The 19766-nt window shown below is 58.8% G+C and carries 16 protein-coding genes and 1 tRNA gene; 10 read left to right on the plus strand and 7 right to left on the minus strand.

Going from position 1 to position 19766, the window contains the following annotated elements; all coding sequences use genetic code 11:
• The first annotated feature begins 14 nt into the window (after positions 1–14).
• The 4 genes from BM131_RS02225 to BM131_RS02240 are packed head-to-tail and all read left to right on the plus strand — an operon-like array spanning position 15 to position 4667.
• Positions 15–1049, plus strand: coding sequence for a cysteine synthase A (locus BM131_RS02225; protein WP_090185010.1), 1035 nt, complete (start codon positions 15–17; stop codon positions 1047–1049).
• On the plus strand, positions 1046–3589 hold the full coding sequence (locus BM131_RS02230; RefSeq protein ID WP_090185013.1) for a DUF3772 domain-containing protein: 2544 nt from the start codon (positions 1046–1048) through the stop codon (positions 3587–3589). Before BM131_RS02225 ends, BM131_RS02230 begins: the two co-directional genes overlap by 4 nt.
• Positions 3589–4311 (plus strand): alanyl-tRNA editing protein, encoded by a 723-nt coding sequence (locus BM131_RS02235; protein WP_090185016.1) that lies wholly within the window; start codon positions 3589–3591, stop codon positions 4309–4311. Before BM131_RS02230 ends, BM131_RS02235 begins: the two co-directional genes overlap by 1 nt.
• Positions 4311–4667, plus strand: a complete 357-nt coding sequence (locus tag BM131_RS02240) for a hypothetical protein (RefSeq protein WP_090185019.1) — start codon at positions 4311–4313, stop codon at positions 4665–4667. The genes BM131_RS02235 and BM131_RS02240 overlap by 1 nt, the downstream gene beginning before the upstream one ends.
• Here the strand turns inward: BM131_RS02240 and BM131_RS02245 are convergent.
• The gene (locus tag BM131_RS02245) at positions 4664–5770 is read right to left on the minus strand and encodes an AI-2E family transporter (protein WP_090185023.1); all 1107 of its coding nucleotides are present in this window, start codon (positions 5768–5770) and stop codon (positions 4664–4666) included. The two genes, BM131_RS02240 and BM131_RS02245, sit on opposite strands and share 4 nt — an antisense overlap.
• Before the next feature lie 126 nt (positions 5771–5896).
• Here BM131_RS02245 and BM131_RS02250 point away from each other — a divergent pair.
• Positions 5897–5986: transfer RNA gene (locus BM131_RS02250), tRNA-Ser, on the plus strand.
• Between the two features lie 171 nt (positions 5987–6157).
• Positions 6158–6823 carry a L,D-transpeptidase gene (locus tag BM131_RS02255; RefSeq protein WP_090185026.1) on the plus strand — a complete coding sequence of 222 codons (666 nt, stop codon included), beginning with the start codon at positions 6158–6160 and terminating at the stop codon, positions 6821–6823.
• On the opposite strand, the gene BM131_RS02260 is transcribed toward BM131_RS02255, so the two are convergent.
• The gene (locus tag BM131_RS02260; protein ID WP_090185028.1) at positions 6820–7134 is read right to left on the minus strand and encodes a hypothetical protein; all 315 of its coding nucleotides are present in this window, start codon (positions 7132–7134) and stop codon (positions 6820–6822) included. The genes BM131_RS02255 and BM131_RS02260 overlap by 4 nt on opposite strands.
• Before the next feature lie 294 nt (positions 7135–7428).
• Here BM131_RS02260 and BM131_RS02265 point away from each other — a divergent pair, with 294 nt between their 5' ends.
• Both BM131_RS02265 and BM131_RS20185 read left to right on the plus strand, forming a co-directional pair.
• Positions 7429–9978: a bifunctional diguanylate cyclase/phosphodiesterase gene (locus BM131_RS02265; RefSeq protein WP_090185030.1), complete on the plus strand. Its 2550-nt coding sequence runs from the start codon at positions 7429–7431 to the stop codon at positions 9976–9978.
• Between the two features lie 1384 nt (positions 9979–11362).
• Entirely contained in the window at positions 11363–11527 is a 165-nt protein-coding gene (locus tag BM131_RS20185) for a hypothetical protein (protein ID WP_175499129.1), read from the plus strand.
• A gap of 53 nt (positions 11528–11580) precedes the next feature.
• On the opposite strand, the gene BM131_RS02270 is transcribed toward BM131_RS20185, so the two are convergent.
• Both BM131_RS02270 and BM131_RS02275 read right to left on the minus strand, forming a co-directional pair.
• Positions 11581–12297 (minus strand): LrgB family protein, encoded by a 717-nt coding sequence (locus BM131_RS02270; RefSeq protein WP_090185033.1) that lies wholly within the window; start codon positions 12295–12297, stop codon positions 11581–11583.
• On the minus strand, positions 12294–12647 hold the full coding sequence (locus tag BM131_RS02275; RefSeq protein ID WP_090185036.1) for a CidA/LrgA family protein: 354 nt from the start codon (positions 12645–12647) through the stop codon (positions 12294–12296). Before BM131_RS02275 ends, BM131_RS02270 begins: the two co-directional genes overlap by 4 nt.
• 169 nt (positions 12648–12816) lie before the next feature.
• Between BM131_RS02275 and BM131_RS02280 the strand changes: the two genes are divergently transcribed.
• Positions 12817–13305: a DUF6481 family protein gene (locus tag BM131_RS02280; protein WP_245754109.1), complete on the plus strand. Its 489-nt coding sequence runs from the start codon at positions 12817–12819 to the stop codon at positions 13303–13305.
• Positions 13306–13540: 235 nt separating this feature from the next.
• Here BM131_RS02280 and BM131_RS02285 read toward each other — a convergent pair whose 3' ends face one another.
• The 3 genes from BM131_RS02285 to BM131_RS02295 are packed head-to-tail and all read right to left on the minus strand — an operon-like array spanning position 13541 to position 17711.
• Positions 13541–15100: a S8 family serine peptidase gene (locus BM131_RS02285; protein ID WP_090185042.1), complete on the minus strand. Its 1560-nt coding sequence runs from the start codon at positions 15098–15100 to the stop codon at positions 13541–13543.
• Between the two features lie 3 nt (positions 15101–15103).
• Positions 15104–16054 (minus strand): phosphatase PAP2 family protein, encoded by a 951-nt coding sequence (locus tag BM131_RS02290; protein ID WP_090185045.1) that lies wholly within the window; start codon positions 16052–16054, stop codon positions 15104–15106.
• A gap of 1 nt (position 16055) precedes the next feature.
• Entirely contained in the window at positions 16056–17711 is a 1656-nt protein-coding gene (locus BM131_RS02295; protein WP_090185047.1) for an AfsR/SARP family transcriptional regulator, read from the minus strand.
• A 224-nt stretch (positions 17712–17935) separates the two neighbouring features.
• Here BM131_RS02295 and BM131_RS02300 point away from each other — a divergent pair, with 224 nt between their 5' ends.
• Entirely contained in the window at positions 17936–19717 is a 1782-nt protein-coding gene (locus tag BM131_RS02300; RefSeq protein WP_090185050.1) for a peroxidase family protein, read from the plus strand.
• Positions 19718–19766 lie beyond the last annotated feature (49 nt).

Genomic DNA, 19766 nt, shown 5'->3' on the forward strand with positions numbered 1-19766 from the left:
GAAAGGGCTTTGCCATGCATATCAAATCCGATCTGGCCGATACCGTTGGGAACACGCCCCTGATCAAGCTGCGCGCCGCGTCAGAGCTGACCGGCTGCACCATTCTGGGCAAGGCTGAATTCATGAACCCCGGCCAGTCCGTTAAGGACCGCGCCGCGCTTTACATCATCAAAGATGCCGTCGCCAAAGGCTTGCTGAAGCCCGGCGGCACCATCGTCGAAGGCACCGCTGGCAATACGGGCATTGGCCTTGCGCTTGTGGGTGCGTCGATGGGCTTTAAGACCGTCATCGTGATCCCGGAAACCCAGTCCGAGGAAAAGAAAGACATGCTGCGCCTTGCGGGTGCGGAATTGGTGCAGGTGCCTGCTGCGCCTTACAAAAATCCTAACAACTACGTCCGCTATTCCGGCCGTCTGGCCGAAGAGCTGGCGAAAACCACCCCCGGCGGCGTGATCTGGGCGAACCAGTTCGATAACGTGGCCAACCGTCAGGCCCATATTGAAACCACCGGGCCAGAGATTTGGGAACAAACCGGCGGCAAGGTTGACGGCTTTATCTGCGCGGTCGGGTCCGGCGGCACGCTTGCGGGTGTCGGCATGGCGTTGCAGCCCAAAGGCGTGAAAATCGGTCTGGCTGATCCGGACGGTGCCGCGCTGTATAACTTCTACGAGCACGGCGAGATGAAATCGTCGGGCGATAGCATCACCGAAGGCATCGGTCAGGGCCGGATTACGGCGAACCTTGAAGGGTTCACGCCCGATATGAACTATAACATCCCCGACGCAGAAGCGCTGCCGATCGTCTTTGATCTGCTGCAGCACGAGGGGCTGTGCCTTGGCGGATCGTCCGGCATCAACATTGCGGGCGCGATCCGTATGGCGCGGGACATGGGGCCGGGGCACACCATTGTGACCATCCTGTGTGACTATGGCACGCGCTATCAGTCAAAGCTGTGGAACCCGGAGTTCTTGCGCTCCAAAGGATTGCCAGTGCCGTCTTGGCTGTCCACCGGACCGCAGTCCATTCCCGGCGTTTTCCAAGACGCATGACCCCGCGCCTTGGTCTTGGGATTGCGCTGGCGTTTTGGCTGGCCGGGCAGGGTGCCACCGCGCAGGTGGCCCTTGACGGGTTAGTGACAGCGCCAGCTGATGCGGAAACCACCGCCCAGCAAGGCGAGGCCGAGGCGGCCGCGGCAGAGGTTGCCGATCCAGAGGCGTTGGACGCAGCCGAGCAGGCGCTGGCTAATGCCGTGCCTGATCTGGACGACTGGCAATCGCGCGTTGCCGCAGCAGAGGCGCTGCTGGGCACGGGTACCGGATCATCGCTGGCCCTGTCGCGCACGCGCGAGACGCTGTTTGGTTGGCGAGAACGTTTTCAGGCGCTGGGATCACTTAACGCGGGCCGCATCGCCACCGTGCAAGGCCAGATTAGCGCGCTCGGAACCCCGCCAGAAAGCGGCGAGGAACAGCCCGCCATCGCGGAACGCCGTATCGTGCTGAACCGCCAATTGGACGAGATTAGCGCCCCAGCCGTGTTGGCCCGTGAAGCCTATGCCCGCGCCGATGGCCTGATATCTGAGGTCGATAGCCAGTTGCGCGCCCGCGATACCGCACGGCTGACCACACGCGGCCCGTCGCCGCTGAACCCGTCCAACTGGGGCGAGGCACTGCAAAGCGGGCACGCGGCGTTGAATACTGTGGTCGCATCGGCAGCAGCGCGGATATCGTCGCGCTTCTCATCCGGGTCGATCTGGCCGGGCGTGCCGCTGTCGATCATGTATCTGGCCGTGGCCATTGTGCTGCTGGCGCGGTCACGGTCTTGGGTGTCGTTGCTGCAGGACCGGGTGGAGAACAGCCATGCGCGGGGGCGTGCGATTTGGTCGTTCCTGTTGTCGCTGTGGCAGATCGTGCTGCCGACGCTTGGCCTGTCCGCGCTGATTTTGGGTCTGCGCCAGCTTGGCGTGTTGGCCCGGTCCGGGGATGCGCTGTCGCAGGCGATCTTTGGCGCGGGCTTTATTGTGATCGTGGCGCGCTGGCTGAACGGGCAGCTGTTCCCGCAGGGTGAACAGGGCGGCCCGCTGGGCTATCCCGCTGATGTGCGCAGCAAAATCCGCAGCAGCGGTGTGGCGCTTGGCATTGGCCTTGCCGCGATCTTGATTGTTGCGGCGCTGATGGCGAATGCGGGGGCCTCTGACGCATCAACCGGGGTGGTGACGCTGCCATTGCAGGTCTTGCTGGCCGCGATCTTGTTCCGCCTTGGCTATTTGCTGCGGCACGCGCCGATGGACCGGGCAGGCAAGGCGGGATCAAGCGGGCGCATTCGTGTGTCCGTCGGGCTGCTTTGCATTATCGTGGCCATTGCGTCGCCGCTGCTGGCGGCGGCCGGCTTTGCTGCGGCATCGGCGTCGCTGTTTGCGCCGTCGGTCATGACGCTGGCGATTTTTGGCGTGATCATTGTGCTGCAAAAGCTGGTCTATGACATCTACGCCCCGTCCAGCGAAACCGAAGGCGCAGGGCCGCTGATGCCCGTCGTCATCGGCTTTGGGCTGTTTTTGCTGGCCGTGCCGGTTTTGTCGCTGGTCTGGGGCGCAAGTGTCACCGACTTGGCAGAGGTCGTGGCCCAGTTCCGCGCCGGTTTCCAAGTCGGCGAGACGACGATTTCGCCCGGCGATTTCCTGACCTTCGTGCTGATCTTTGGCGGCGGCTACTTGCTGACGCAATTCGTTAAGCGGCAGTTGAAAACAACGGTGTTGCCGCGCACGAAAATGGACCTTGGCGGGCAGAATGCCGTCTCGGCCGGGGTGGGATATGTCGGGATCTTTCTGGCCGCGCTGATCGCGATCACGACGGCGGGCATTGATTTATCAAGCCTTGCGATTGTCGCCGGTGCGCTGTCGGTTGGTATCGGTTTTGGCCTGCAAACCATCGTTCAGAACTTTGTCTCTGGCATCATCCTGTTGATCGAACGCCCCATCGGCGAAGGCGATATGATCGAGGTGAATGGCAACGTTGGTTTCGTGCGCAATATCTCGGTCCGGTCCACCCGGATCGAGACGTTTGACCGCACCGATGTCATCATCCCCAACGCTGATCTGGTCAGCGGGCAGGTCACGAACTGGACGCGCGGCAACCTTGTGGGCCGCCTGATTTTGCCAATTGGCGTGGCCTATGGCACTGACGTGGAAAAGGTCCGCGCGATTTTGCTTGAGATCGCCGAGGCGCATCCGATGGTGATTGCCGATCCCGGCCCGCAGGCGCTTTTTGCCGCCTTCGGTGCCAGCAGCTTGGACTTTGAGCTGCGGATGATCCTGCGCGATGTGAACTGGAAGGTCGTCACCACCGACGAAATCCTGCGCCAGATCAACGCCCGCTTTGTAGCCGAAGGGATCGAAGTGCCCTTTGCCCAGACCGATATCTGGCTGCGTAATCCGGAAAAGCTGCACCCCGCGCAGCCAAGCGCCCCGGCCAAGCCTGTGGAAGCCCCCAGCGACGGTCCTAGCACCGCGCGCGAGGCCAGCAGCATGATGGACGCCAGCGACCTGCACGACACTGATACGGACGGCGATGCCGATCCAGATGGGCCTACCTGATGACCGAGCCGCTTTTCTTGCACGATTCCTACCTGCGCGAGGCGACGGGCCGCGTCACCGGGCATACGCTGGAAGGCGGTATCGTGTTGGATGCGTCGATCTTTTACGCGACCTCTGGTGGGCAGCCGGGGGACGCGGGGCGGTTGGTGTGGGACGGCGGCGGCATCGACATTGGCACGACCGTAAAGGGGCAGGGCGGCGATATCGTCCTTGTCCCGGCAGAGCCTGCGCGCCTGCCAGAGATTGGCACCTATGTGAAGCAATCGCTGGTCTGGGATCGCCGCCACCGCATGATGCGCGTGCACACCGCGCTGCACCTGCTGTCAGTTATTATCCCGCGCCCCGTCACCGGCGGGCAGATCGCGGCTGATAAGGGGCGGCTGGATTTCGATATGGAAAACGCACCCGAAGACAAGGATGCGCTGACCGGACTGCTGAACGACATGATCGCGCGCGATCTGGCCGTTACCGCCGAATGGATCCCCGAGGCTGTGTTGGATCAACAGCCAGAACTGATCAAGACGATGACGGTCAAGCCGCCGCGCGGCCAAGGCCCCATTCGCCTGATCCGGATTGGAGAGGGTGACACAGCCGTCGATCTGCAACCCTGCGGCGGCACCCACGTCGGCTGGACCAGCGAAATTGGCCGCGTGCGGATCGGTAAGATCGAAAAGAAGGGCCGGCAAAATCGCCGGGTCTATCTGCATCTAGAGGACGCGTGATGTTTACGCTGCTTTGTATCGGAACGGCAGTCCTGTGCGCCGTGCTGTTCGCCGTCTTCCTGATCGCGCCGGGCGCTTATATGGGCCTGTACGGCGTCACGGCGGACGCCAGCGCTGTGTTCATCGGTCGCCGCGCGTCACCCTTATTCTTGGGGTTGGCTGTGTTCTTTTGGCTGCTGCGGGACGCAGGGCCGGGGCCATTGCAAGACGGCACCGCATTGGCCGCGGCTGTGACCTTTGCGGGCATCGCTGCGTCGGGGATTTGGTCCTACGCCGCAGGCTCTGCCAGTTTCGCGATTCTGGTGGCAGCAGGGTTCGAGGCTGCGATTGCCGTGGCCTTTGTGCTGGCGCGTTAGGACTTGTCTAGCTGATCTTCGCTATCGGGCAGACCTTCGCGGGACAGCAGGATCGCGATGGGGCGCAGCGCGGGGACATGGCTGCACACGACAAGCATCATCACCATGATCGGCACCGACAGGAACATGCCGGGAATGCCCCAAACAGCACCCCAGAACGCAAGGCTGACAAGAATGCCAAAGGACGACAGCCGCAGGGCGCGCCCCATCAGCATCGGGTCAATAACAGAGCCGTTCATGAACTGAATGGCCCCCGAGATGACAAAGATCACCACGGTCAGGGTCGGATCGCCAAACTGCACATAGGCCGCCAGTGCGACCAGCCCTGTCGCGACGATGGACCCCACATTCGGGATGAAGTTCAGCACAAAGGTCATCACCCCCAAGGGCATCGCAATTTCCATCCCAAACGCCTGCGCCATTACATAGGTCATCACCCCGGTCACAAGGCTGATTCCCGTTTTGACCAGCAGGTAATAGTTTACCCGGTGAATGATGGACGAAATGATAAGACCGATGCGCTTGGCCTGCGCTGGGTTACCGGTAAAGGCCAGCAGCTTGGTCTGGAACCAGACCCGTTCCGCGAATAAAAAGCCGACAAATAGGATCACGAGCACCGAGGCTTGCGTCAGGCTTGTCGCGCCGCCTGCTGCCCCGCGCAGATAGCCCGACAGCTCTATTGACCGCATGGAATTGAGCACGGCGGCCTCTGTATCGTCGCCAGCCCATGAAAACAGGGCGGCAATCGCCTCTGGCGCGCGTTCGGCGTAGGCGAGGGTGATTTGCAGCACCGTGTTGATCTGCGCTACGACAATCGATGTCATGGTCAGCAGCGCCGCGCCGATCAGCAAAAGCGCGACAATCGACGCCAGCCAATTGGGCACCCGCAGCCGCCCGATCCGCTGGCGGGCGATAAAGCTGATCACATCCGCTGTCAGCGAAAACAGGATGATCGCCACGGCAAGGCTGATCAGAATGAACTGCGCCTGCACCAGCAAAAACAGCACCACCGCAAAGGCGATGATCACCAGCGCAGCGGTCTGCACGCGCGCCAGCTCGAACCGCTGGGCGTTGGTGTCTTCGGGGGGCGGGACGTGCTTCATGGGTATTAACTCTATGCGGTTACAATGTTTATGCGCAGCCGGGGCGCAGGTTTCAATGCATCGGCGCGAATTTTCCGTTTCTGCCTCTTGCACCCCCCCGCACCCTTGGCTAAAGACGCCCTCAGTGGACAGGTGGCCGAGTGGTCGAAGGCGCACGCCTGGAAAGTGTGTAGGCGGGGAACCGTCTCCAGGGTTCGAATCCCTGTCTGTCCGCCACAAACCTTTCTATTTGAATTGCTTGGTTTGTATGCCGCTGGCGCGCGGATACTGTGCTCATCTTGCCCGATGTCAGGGTTATAGCGAAAAGTTGCATTGGATAATGGCAGATATGTGCCTAAAGTCTCCGCGACTTAATATCGCTGCTCCCAAATTGCCAAGGAATTCGAAATGCTGACCAGACGCCACTTTATCCAGACGACTGGAGCGCTATTTTCACTTCCGATCGCCAGCCCCGCATTTGCCGCCCCGACGTCGCAGCAGTCGCAGTGGTCCGCTTGGGACTCGCGCGTGACACCTGCGAACTATGATCCCGCGACCACCAACCCTTGGGGTTTTCACGACCGCTTTTTGCCGCAGCTGGTGCAGGCGAATGACGGTCTGAAATCAGGCGATATCCACGTCGATGCGGTTGCGCGCTACCTTTATCACATCCAGCCCAACGGCACAGCGATGCGCTACGGCGTGGCGATTGCCAAGGGCAACCTGTACGAACCTGGTTCCTACGCGATCAAGCGCAAGTCCAAGTGGCCAACTTGGACACCGACCCCTGCGATGATCGAGCGTGACCCGGCATCATATGAGCAGCACAAGGACGGCATGGATGGCGGCCCGAGCAACCCTCTGGGGTCGCGCGCGCTGTATCTTTATACTGGCAACCGCGACACCTATCTGCGCATCCACGGCACGCCGTCGCCGCGGTCCATCGGTAGCCGCGCCAGCTCTGGCTGTGTGCGCATGGTGATGGCGCATATCATTGGTCTGTACGACCAGGTGGCGACAGGGTCGACGGCCGTGTTGTACCCGACCGAAAACACTGTCACCGCCCAAAGTTAAGCTGCAGTCACAGGCTCTGCCGGGGCTTCGGCCGCGGCGGGCTTTGGCGCACAAATATGGCGGCCTTCGCGGGTCAGAAGCGGCAGTTCTGTCGTCTCGACCGGGCCGACATAGCTGAACCAGAAACAGTTATCATCATCGTGCACGCGCGCTGTGGCCAGGTTTTGGTTCGGCGCGGCCATTGCGGTGATCTGATCCTGAATCTGCTGCTCTGGGCTAGGCAGCGCCGGGGCGGCGGGCGCTGGCGGCACGGGGGCCGCGCAGGCACCCAGTAGCAAAGATCCAGCAAGCGCAGCGACAATTATCTTCATCGTATTCTCTTTCGTGTCTAATCCATTGGGTCCATGACAGCCTGCACGGCAGGATCACGGCATGCGCCGTGTATAAGGCGGCTGTCGGCTGTCGGCTACCGCCTGATCAAGGCTGGGGGCGCGATTTGCCATGATCTTCGCCGCAACTGGGCGAGATGGCACTTTTTATTAATGTCTTTGGGCCATGCCTAACGCTGCAAGGCCGGTTGCGGGATCGCTGGTGTGGTCTTTTGCCCTTCGCCAAATATGGGGTGCATGGCTTGCTTTGATTGACGCCGAAAAGGGCACCGCTGCATGCGTTTGAACTATAAAATCCTAATTGGACTGATCAGCGTTCTGGTCATCTGGGCGGGGACACTGGGTCAGTCCTATCGCACAATGAAACAGCTGGAATCGGAATATACCCGCACCGTGGACGAAACGCTTCCTATCATCCTCTCGCTAGAGGAACTGCGTTTCGCGACCCTGCGGATCGTGTCGTCAACCAGCGAAAACGCGATGATTATGGCGCTGCAGCGTAATTCGGACGTTGCCCCAGTCGATAGTGATATGCCCACGCCGGACGCCCACGAAGTCCATGAAACTGCCATCGGCATTTCAGATTTTGAACGCGTCTTCGAGATTTATAGCAACCAAGTTGATCTGTACGATTCGGCAGATGGCGCAATTCGCGATCTGATTGGCAGCAATGGCACTGCCTTAACCGATATCAGTCAAAGGTTAGAGGCCGCGTTAGAAAACAATGCGTCGACTGCTGAAGTTCTTGAGATGAAAGAGGTGATGGAGGACGCTGAAGCTGACATTTTATCCCTTATCATTGGCCAGATTACAGATGAACGCCGTGCGCTGCGCTTGCGTCAGGCCGCCTTGCGACAGGGCATAGTCGACGCAATTGATAACCTGATGATCAGTGCTGCACTTGCTGCGTTTGGCATTACGGCGCTGGTTATTCTGTCGTCCTTGCGCATTATCAAACCGATCGAGCGGCTGACGGCCGCTGCGGTGCGCATCGCCAAAGGTGACTTTGCGCCACTGCCCAAGGTCACGCAAAACGATGAAATCGGTGCGTTGACCAATGCCTTTAGCGATATGTCATCAAATTTGCAAAATATGATCCGCCGCCATCAAGAGGCGACGGACAATGCCTTGGCCAGTGAACAGCGCTTTCGCGACGTGGCAGAAGCGTCATCGGATTGGATTTGGGAAATTGGATCTGACTACCGTATTACCTTTGTGTCCGGGCGTTTCTTTGACGTCACCGGGTTGTCGGCCAGGGCTGTGATCGGACAGCCAATCAGCAAGTTTTTGACCCCAGATCGGACCGCAACTGCAGACTGTTTCGAAAACCTAGAGCTGGACGGCCTCGCACCTATCCGCGACATGCGCTGTCGCTACAGCGATATCACAAACCAAACCCGCATCTGCCGTTTGTCTGGCAAGCCACTGTTCCACAAGACGGGCACCTTCATGGGCTACCGCGGGACGGCCAGCGACATCACTGCCGAGGTTGAAGCGCAGGATATCGCGGAACATCTGGCGCTTCACGATGCGCTGACAGGACTGCCGAACCGGATCTTTATGGCGGAACGACTAGATCAAAACCTTGCAAAAATCCTGCGTCACGGCGGGGCGGTCAGCGTGATCTGTCTTGATCTGGACCACTTCAAGGAAGTGAATGACACCCTTGGCCACGCAGCGGGTGATTCCTTGCTGAAATCAGTTACAAAGCGCCTCGAAAGTACGCTGCGGATCACCGATACGCTGACGCGGCTTGGCGGCGATGAATTCGTCATCGTCCAGTCGGAAGCGATCCAGCCTAGCGGCGCAGAAGTGCTTTGCCGGCGTATCTTGCAAGTCATATCAGAGCCCTTCGAGGTTGAGGGGCAGAACCTATACATCGGTGCCAGCCTTGGTGTGTCGCTTGCGCCAATCGACAGTCTGGACCCCGAACAACTGCTGAAAAATGCCGATGTCGCAATGTACCGCGCAAAGAAGGACGGCCGAAACAGCTTTCGATTCTTCGAGGCGGGGATGGACGCTGAATTGCAAGAACGCAAAGCGATGGAACGAGACCTGCGGGTTGCGATTCAAAACAACGAACTTGAAATGTACTACCAGCCTTTGATCGAAACCCATGGCCGCGCGATGCAAGGGGTAGAGGCACTTGTGCGGTGGAATAGGCCGGGCTTTGGTATGGTGCCGCCCGGTGACTTTATTCCATTGGCCGAAGAAACTGGCCTGATCATCCCGCTTGGTGATTGGATTTTGCGCACATCCTGCCGGCAGGCCACGGAATGGCCAAATTTGTTCGTGGCGGTCAATCTGTCACCAACACAGTTCAAGCAACAAGATCTGATCGGGTTAGTGAAGCAAGTTCTGCATGACACTGGCCTTACTCCCAATCGGCTCGAGTTGGAAATTACCGAAGGCGTCTTGCTTGAACAAACCGCCTATTCCTTGATGACATTGCGGGGTTTGCAAGAACTTGGCGTCCGAATCGCGATGGACGACTTCGGCACCGGCTATTCGAGTCTGAGCTATCTACAAATGTTTGCCTTCGACAAAATCAAACTTGACCAAAGCTTTGTGCAAGAACTGGGTAAAAGCTCTGGCGCGACGTCGATTGTCAGAACGGTGCTGGATCTGGGGCGGTCGTTGGGGATGGTCACGACAGCTGAAGGGGTCGAAACTGCTAGCCAGCGCGACTATCTTACCCAGCAGGGTTGCAACCAGATGCAGGGTTACCTTTTCAGCAGACCGGTTCCCGCGGCTGAGATCAAAAACCTGCTGTTGCGAACATACCCCGATGTCGATGTTCCCGTGGCGAAGGCACTATCCTCGTAAACTTAGCCTGGGCCAGTGCTGCGATCGTCTGAAACCGTGGGCATACAGCCCGAACATTTAGGGATACGCATGCGGCGCAACAACGGCAAACCAAGATTGCAATATGCGCAGGGGGCATCTGCAGGATAGAAGAATGACGGAGCTAACCGGGGGAGAACTAGTCCTTCACATATATTTCGGCAAATTATTGTAAGTAATATAAATGCTGAAGGCTAATTCATTAGGCGTCACCCTTTATGACATCCTTATTTCGCGATATGTTATTGGTACGCATCAGAAAGTGAGTAAATTTTCCTGTTTGCGTCCTTCGATATTTATGGCGTACAGTTTGAATGGGTATATTCAATCCAACTCCAGAGAGTAAAATTTGGTACTATGATAGAGGAATAACGGCCACCCTGTGGTATATTTTAAGATTTAATCTCGCGGCGTGAAGGCAAGGTGGAAGCACTCTATCGAATTTTAGCAGTGTTACTGGCTAAACACGAATGCAGGACTGTCAGACGCGTTAGTTAAAGTAACCACCGTATTATCTAAAATAGCGTATTGCGGAACTTGACCTTAATGGTTCAATCACCGCTTCGACGAAGGGTGCATCGGCCTAGCCACATTTGCGACGTTCAACAAAAGGTGGTGTTTGGAACAGTAGCGCAGGCGCGAAAGGCCACCCTATGGCGGTTTTAAAGCTGAACTATGCCCATATTTACCTTTGCCGGACCTGCTCGACCCGATGTGTTCTTGCTCCGCGCACAAAATAGATTCCTGATATTAGTGCGAAAAACAAAGTCCGAAGGTCAGCGATAAGGAAATGAATTGCCGCAGAAACGCTTGATGTCGACAAACCGAAGTTTTACAATCCCACCATTAGACAAACGCGGCAAGGCTAAGAAATGTTATCGTCAACAAGGCTCCAGCACCTACCACAAGTTTTCTGAGTCGTGGCGGATAGGGCACTTATGTGATGCCGCTTGGTGAGAACGCTCGATTTGCGTAGGTCATCGCAAGCGACCTGAGTGTCGGAACCTCCAATCGTTTTTGCCGCTTTTCTAAAAGTTCATGCGCGAGGCTGGAGAACGCAGAAAGTATCTGAAGTGACTTAATCTCGGCAATGCGTTCATTGTCCTAATGATAGGAGGTGGAGGTCTTCATCAGCGCTTCAGCATCAACTTCGCTAATCTGGGCGAGAGCCAAATGAGCATATGAAAACTGCCGCCACTCACGGTTCCTCCTAAAAAGAGTATCCACTCGAACATCAATTTCGATCTCCGAAACTCCCCTGCCCAGAATCTCGGCGGAGAGTTTTATATATGCCGCTAGAGGGCGTCAGGGTCTTTAAGGTTAATTATATCCATACTTCTTTTGTGACCCACAATCTGACGAATGTATGACCCTTCCCGCACCGTTTCAAATCGAAGCAACGGTGGAAAAATTCGTGGAACTGAATTTAGCATCTCGCCAAAAACCCTCGTTTTTGGAATGGGCGCAAACAACCTCGATTGACGCTTCAAAAAAACCGCTCAAAACTCAAGCCGTTGTTGAAGGTTTTTGACCCTCACCGGATAGCTGACATTAACTGCGTTGCCGAAAATCGGTAAAGCGCTTTCAAATCAGCCAACGCACCAGCAGCGGCACAATGAGGCTTGTCAACAAAGCGTTGAGGGCCATGGCGATGCCGGCATAAGCCCCTGCCACAGGGTTCACCTGAAACGCTCGGGCCGTTCCAATGCCATGTGCGGCGACGCCAACTGCAAAACCGCGCGCGCGCCAGTCGGTGATCCGCAGCAGGTTCATCAAAGGGGTGACTGTCACGGCCCCGATGATCCCTGTCATGATCACCAACACGGCCGTGAGCGCCGGTATCCCTCCGATCGCTTCGGAAATACCAAGGGCCACTGGCGCGGTCGTGGACTTCGGTGCCAACGACAGCAAAATGTCCACGGGCAGACCAAACGCACGGGCCAGTAGAATGGCCGATCCTGCCGCGACGATCGAGCCTGCAAGCAAAGCCAGCACGATCGGCGCGATCGAGGTTCGGATTGTATCCCTGTTGTCCCAAAGCGGCAGGGCCAAAGCCACCGTCGCGGGACCAAGCAGGAAGTGAATGAATTGCGCACCCTCGAAATACGTCGCGTAGTTTGTGCGTGTCAGCCAAAGTACTGGTGCAATCAGCAGCACCGACAAAAGCACGGGATTGGCCCAAGGTGGGTTGCCGAGCCGCCGCGCCACGCCATCAGCGATCAAATATCCGATGATTGTGGTGGTCAGCCAGATCAGCGGCGTTGTGGACAGGTAGCTCCACAGGGTTGCGACGTCTGTCATGCCGCCCAGCGTTCGGTTGCGCGCCGCACGCCGATGAACGTTCCCACAGCAGCCAACATCGAGAGCACGGTTGAGAGCGTCAGGATTGCCAGCAGGGCAACCCCGTCGTCAGATAAGACACCAAGGTTGCCGATCACACCGACACCCGCTGGCACGAACAGAAAAGACAGGTTCGCCAAGATGACCGTGGTGGTCGGCCGGAGCTGTTCGGCAAGCCGCGGCATGGCGGCGAGCAACAGCACGAGCAGCGTAAGACCGAGCACAGGACCGGGCACTGGCAGGCCAAAGCCCCGTACGGTGACTTCGCCCAGCAGTTGGCAGCCTAGAAGAAGTCCAAGTGTCTGGAGCATGATGTTCGCTTTCGAATAACCTGTTCAGGTTACTTTGATGGCAAACACTTGTCAGAACCAACAAAAAAGTTCCGCAGTAAGGCAACCCGAGCGCAACGCGGTCGTCACAAACCCGCTCTGCCCGCATTCGATCGGCTTGGCCCTTGCGAGAAGGGCAACTCTACGATAGTTGCCAACCCGTTCGGATGACCGGAAAGGCATACTTTGGCTTCTCGTGGGCGCCCGAGAACCATTCATAGCCCACGGCGACAATCAGGTAAGCAGCGACAATATGAAGAACTCCAATGGGAATAGCCTTGATGGGCGCATCAAAGACGCTTCTCAGGCCAAGCGGGACCAACTTGAACGGTTCAAAAAGGCTGCGCAGGATCCCGAACGCCTAGCTGCTATCGCTCAGAAAAAAGCTGAAGCCGCCGTGCGCGAAACGCAGCGATTGGCCAAAGCAGCCGAGCTTAAAAAGCAGCAGGAAGAGCAAGCGCGGATCAAGTCCGAGGCTGACGCACGCGCTGCTGAAGCCGCTGCGGCCAAAGAGGCTGAACTGATTGAAGAGCGCAAAAACACCGCTGATAAAATCATCGATCAGGATCAAGCCACCGAAGCTGAGAAGAAAGCCGAACGTGACCGGCGCTATCAAGCGAGACGCAATCGTAAGAAGTGAAGCGTCTGACGTCTGGCATTCGCATGTCAGACCCCAGTCGCCCGGATTGTACCGCTAGATCCAGCGCGGTGATGCTGCAAGCTCGCGCTTTGGCTTGTCTTTGGACCTGTGCCTGCGGGGCATCCGCAGGCTGAACACCATCATTGCACGGTGTGGCAAAGCCAAGACGCACCATTTGTGCGGCTCGAAGCATCTTGGTCGATGCGTATGATCTGCCATCTTGTTCTTTGTGAGGTCACGGCAACGGACGGACGTGGCGCAGTCCTTCCGCTTGCATGGCGGTGATAACGGGCTCAGCTCCACCAGCCGGCGTCACGGGTAATTTTCCAGCTTGGATCAGAAGTGACACAAGCCCTGCAGCCTGTGACGCCGCAGCCGAAGTGCCCCCGAACAAGGTATAAAGCGACGCGATGTCCACGCCGTCCTCATAGTCTGGGACGTCTCGATGCGACGATGCCGTAAATCCGTAGGGTCCGCGTACATCAAGGCTAAGGGGCGCCCAAGGGACGTATTTTGCCGTGGACGCGGCCATATCGACATCGCCGAACTGATAGTCGCTTCCGTTAAAGGTGCCCGCGTCGATCCTTTGGTCGTCGCGGTGCAAAACTTCGGCGTCATCGCTGACCATATGTAGCAATGTTGCGGGCGCGGGCGCACCATTGGAATAGGACGCGCGCAAGCCGTCACGCGTCACAGCCGCCACCACGATAGCGCTGTCCACAAGCCCGGCGGCGCTGGCCGGATAGGCCAGCATGTTGCCCCGGCCTTCGTTCCCGGCGGCCAGCACGACATAGCGCCGTTTTGCGATCGCAAGAAGCAGCGCCTCGATAAGCTCTTGGTCGCGTCGAAGGCCCATCAGATTGGCCTGATCATCGTCGACCAGCGTTTCCGGATGCGCGCTATTGCATGTCTCGATGCGGGTCTGGCGGCGTGCGCTGGGTGGCAATTCTGCGCGGGCAGCAACGTCGGGCAGACCGCGCGGCATCAGGATGACCGGCGCTTCGCTGAAGTATGCGGCCAGAAGCGCGTTGATGACGGGCTTGATTTCATGGCTGTACGGCGTGGCATAGGATGCGATCTGGCAGAACGGATTGACGCCGTAATATGGCAGCGCGCTAAAGAATTCATGCGGCCGATCACGTGGCGGGCGGCCCCCCACAAGCCCGGCACATGCCGTACCATGCGCGCCAAAAAACGCAGCCGGGTCTGGCATATCAATCTGCGCGTAACCGCGCGCCATCTGCCCCGCCATGGCCGTGATGGTGGCGCTGTGATCGGCGTCCAGGTCAAGGTCTGCAATCTTGGCCGCCGCGTCGCCAAAGCCAGCATCAGCCATGGAAAGGCCGGGTGGCTGGACAGAGAGGGCCTCTAGGAACGCTTGCGCCGCGGATGCCGGGTTGCCCGCAGCCTGTACTGCGTCGTGCAACACGTTAAGTTTTTCGATATCCAGCCCAGCGCGCACCGTATGCGCGCGAACCTCTGCCAGCACGCGCTGCACGATTTCTTTCAGGTCGCTTTGCGACGTCGCAAGGGCCTGCCGCAGGGCAGAAACGGTCGGGACCGCGCTGCGATAGACGGCCCCGGTGATCTGCGGACCAAAGTCGATCTGAGGCGCGACCAGCGCCGCTTCTAGATTGGGATGCCTTGGATCAAGACCGCTATCGATGATCGCGACGGTGACGGCATCACCGCAGCTTGCGTCGTCCCACAGCGGTGCAGACCAGCCATCCGCCGTGCGGGTGATTAGTCCAAGATGTTCCAGATGCCACAGATAAAAGACGTCACGTTCGGACATGCCTCAAGCTCCCCATTCGGACAGCGCGTCGCGCATCAGACGGCGGCACGCATAAATCAGGTAGGGCGCGAACATGCGCGCCAGCTCTCGGCCCGCCATGCTGTCCGACGCGTAGTGAATGCCGGCCATCTCGCGGTTTTCGGCGACCCGCTGCGCAACATGGAACAGCTCTACCGTGGCCGGAAGTTCGGGCATTAGACGCGTCATGACCTCAGCCACCGAAAACATCTGGAAACTGTGATTGGACGGATAGCTTTCGTGCGCGGGGTTCCCCAGAAACGGCCGTAAGTGTGTCGCGACCTGATTGGGACGCGCGCGCCCGAACTTGCGTTTATAGACGTATCCCACGCGTTCGGTCATGTTCAGCACCGTGTCGATCAGCGCTGCCGTCGCGGGGGCATTCGCAGGGTCCGTGATGCCCAGCGGATGCAGGATTTCCGAATAGCGCGCGGACGAGACCTGATCGACAATTTCGGCCTGCCGTAACGGATCACTAGCCAGCGCCGCCTCTTTGTAAAGCAGGTCTAGGACCTCTTTTTGCGTGTGTTCGGGGCCTGGGGGCAGCGGTAGCGGCAGGTTTTCCCAAGGCAGCGCGCCGGGGCGGTCAAAGGGAAAGCGCGACAGCGTTAATTCGCGAAGCTCTTCCCAAATCGCATTGCCAAGCGTCACGCCGCCTTCTGTGTCGGTGCCCGGGGCCTGCACAAAAGTCGTCGAGCGGCTGCGTGATCTGGACCGCGAACGGGACCGTGACCGGCTGCGCGAACGTGACAGCGCGGCACCGTTGCTGATCTGGACCGCAGTTGCTTGCAGCTGGAACGACCGCAGGGCAGGGGCCGCGGTGTCGTCGGGGTTTGTGTCGTCCGGGATTGATGCTGCCGCTGTGTGCGCCGCCCTTTCGCCCATAAACAGGTCCCCCTTCGCGGTCAGGCGAAATTCTGGAATGTCATATGTCATGTCAAAGTCCCAATCCTCTGATGCCGTCGCGGACCCGGTGAAAGACGTCCGGGTTGGGGAATAAGGTGTCAGGCAGGTCTTTCATCGTCTCGTTGGTGTCTGTGCCGGTCTGCCGTTCCAACACATCAATCGCGGCGCGGCCTTCGGTTTTCCGGCCCGCAAAGGAATAAGCGGCCGCAAGCGTGCGCAGGGTCGGCTCATATTGAAACCCGATCCCCGGCGGATGCTGCGCAAGCGCGCGTTTGCCATTCAGGATGGCGTCATCGAATTTCCCAAGCATCAACTGGCTGGCGGACAGCACTGTCGTGAACGCATATTGCATCGGGTTCCACCGCCCCAGCTTGCCGGCCAGTTGTGCATGGGCGCCGGCTTCGTCGTAGCGACCGGCATAAAAGTGCGCGAGGCTGACCGTATCGGCCAGCATGGCATTCTGCCCGACCAATCCGCGCACAGGGCCCAGTAGTTCGTGTGCACGGTCGCAATCTTTCAGCACAAATCCGTAGACATGCGCCACCAGCGCGCGCGTCAGCGGACTATTGCAGTCCATTTCCATTGCGTGGGCCGAATAATGCAACGCAATATCGCGCAGGCCATCAAGGTTGGCACCGCTATTCTTTTCCAGCTGATAGGCCGTCAGGTAGGCCCGCCATGCATAAAGGGACGGCGCCGTGGAGCCGTCCATCGCGTCATTTAACGCGACTTCTGCGGCGGCGATGTTTTCCGGTGTCAGCCTGGAAATCAGCCGAATGGCATTCAATGCAGCAAGCGCGGGGCCTTTGGTCGCGGCAAAGGGTGATTTCTGGTTTTCCTTCCAGACCGCATCGCACAATTGTTCGATGGATCGCGCGATCAGTGTGTAAATCCGAGAGGAATCGCGGATTGGTAAGGTGATGTTTTCAAGCCAGCCCCAAACCGGGGTGCCGCGATCCATGCGTGTTACCGCCAAGGAGATCATCACATCGTTGCCGATGACGTAGGCATTTGCCGTTAACCGCAGGTCCGGGGGGGCAGCACTGCCGACGGATCCCGCGATCACCGGTTCAAAGAACCCTGTTTGATCCAATCCGCGCACCAGACAGTCCCGTGTCATCGTCATCAGTCCCTTAACGGCTGACTGACATGGATCGGGGGGCGCGCCGTTCGCGCCGCAGGATGCTGCGATCTCGATCGTAAAGCGGCGGGGTGTGCTGCGCCATGTCTCGTCAATCGCGGCGACCGGGCCGCCATTGCTGTGTGCCGGGTCAAGCGCGCGGCGCTGCTGGGCCAGCCAACCCTTGAACGCTACGGAATCGATGTCGATCCCTTCCAAAAGCTGCGGCGCATTGACGACCTCGCCTTGCATTGCATCGACGGTGATCCGATCCATCGATAAATGCACAGCCCCCCCTTGGGTCCGCAGGGGACAGGGGCTGGCATCACCAAACGCGCGGCGAATATCACTTAGCGATTGCTTTAGGCTATCGCGCGCCTGCCGTGGTGCCCGGTCGGCCCAAAGCAATTGTTCCAGCGCTGCGCGTTCGATCCGGCGGCCACCTGACAAGGCCAGATACGCCAATAGCGCCCGCGACTTGCGCAGACGCGGCGTGACGACATCCCCTGATGGTGCATGCAATTCGACCGCACCAAAGAGCGTTAAGTGGAATCTCGCATTGGGCAAGTTTCGCCTTTCCGAACAATTCTTTCGCTGTCGGGAACCTCAAACTCTGCAATCTAAATACAGGCTGACCTTACGTCAATTTTTCCATGATGAATACCCGGCTTTGGGCGTTCACACTTAATTCACACCTTATTCACTCACAGCACAGACGCCCCGGGATCTAACGTTTGGGGGGCAGGCGCTTGTTTAAACGACGCGCTTTCCCTTCATTAAGGAGATTTCACATGGCAATCATTCTTCAGTCTCATGGCGGCCCTGACCGCAAGACCCAGCCACGCGCCCGCAGCGATGTGCGGATTGAAGCGCTGCTGCCCGCCGACGGTGATATCGGTGTCGACGAGGCGGCTGACTTCGGTTTTCTTTTGCCGCCGAGCGACGATCCTTCGGACTATTTGGCACCCGGCGCGGTTGATGATCTGGATCGCTTGGGCGATCTGATGGTGCCCGCCCGCGGCGTCGACACCCCGGACGGGGAAATGCCGCCGGTCATGACCTATTGGGGTCAGTTTCTGGATCACGAGCTGACGGCGCGGACAGATCGTGAAACCGATCTGTCCCGCATCGAAAACCCCGCACCAACGCGGACCGGCGCGGAGATCGAGCGTCTGTTGAAAAACGCGCGCACGCCGCGGTTCGACCTTGATAGCGTTTATGGCGGTGTGCCGATCGGGGTGTTCGCGTCAGACGATCTGCAACGCCACGCCGCGACCGTCAGCAGCGGCATGCGTCACCCCGCAAACCCGGCCAAGATGCGCGTCGGATCGGCGGTGCAGCAAGGCAACATGCCTGACGGGCTAGACCGCCACCGCGATCTGCCGCGCTTTCACCAAGTCGCACAACGGGTGCGTGATGCGATGCTGGCCATCGCCCGCGCACGAATGGATGATGCCGGTTTTGCCAAATTCGAAGCTGGATTGCCGAAACGCGCGCTTATTGGCGACATGCGCAACGATGAAAACATCATCGTCGCGCAATTCCACCTCAGCGTGCTGCGGTTTCACAACAAAGTCGTCGATTTCCTAGCCGAGAACGACACCGGTTGGATTCCCGATTTCGATGCAGCCAAGACCCTGACGACGCTGCATTACCAATGGCTTGCGGTTGAAGGCTTCCTGAAAACGATGTGCGACCCGGATGTCGTCGATACCATCCTCGCCAACCGCGCGCGCCATTTCTTTGAATTTCGCGCAGCCTATGCCGCGCGCAACGGCACGCGCACGCTTGGCAATGCGATACCGATTGAATTTTCCGCCGCAGCCTACCGGTTCGGGCATTCGATGGTGCGCAGGGCCTATGACTACAACAACACCTTTGGTCGCCCCAACGGCGAGGCCCCATTCGATCAGATCTTTGCGTTCACTGGCGGCGGCGGGCTTGGCGCGGGATTTGGATTAAACAACAACGCCATTCCGCAAAACTGGATCATCGACTGGTCGCGTTTTGTGACCGCCGATACCTCTTTTACCGACGGGGGCAACCAGCGCGTCACCCGCGCGGTGGACACCAGTCTTGCCCCGCCACTGGGCGATATGGTCAACGAAGGCGGGGGGCATCCGGCGGGATCGGACCTGCACAAGATGTTCCGCCACCTTGCGCGCCGAAATCTGCGGCGCGGTCTGAGCTTGCGGCTGCCGACGGGGCAGGCGCTGCATGCCCACCTTAAGGCGGTTGGGGCCGTTGCGACGGACCCGATTGCGGATGTGTCCGCCATGATCAGCGGCAACGATCCGCTGGTGGATTTCCTGCACAACGATGGCGCGAACCTGAACGCCGCCACGCCGCTGTGGTTCTATTGTCTGGCAGAAGCCGAAGGCACGCCGGGCGACCGGATGGGGCCGCTGGGCAGTTGGATCGTCGCCAGCACGTTTATCGGCGTTTTGCTCGATGACCCTGAATCGGCGTTGTCCCGCGACTTTTCACCTTCACAAAGTCCGCTTCGCATGCCCGACGGCAGCCCCGTCGACAGCATCGAAAAGTGGATGAAATTCGCAATCGTCATGGAGTGACGATGACAGCGCCTGACCTGCCACCCTCCCTGTGCGGGTCGGGCGCACC

It is taken from the genome of Loktanella salsilacus, from assembly GCF_900114485.1.
GTDB classification, from domain to species: Bacteria; Pseudomonadota; Alphaproteobacteria; order Rhodobacterales; family Rhodobacteraceae; genus Loktanella; species Loktanella salsilacus.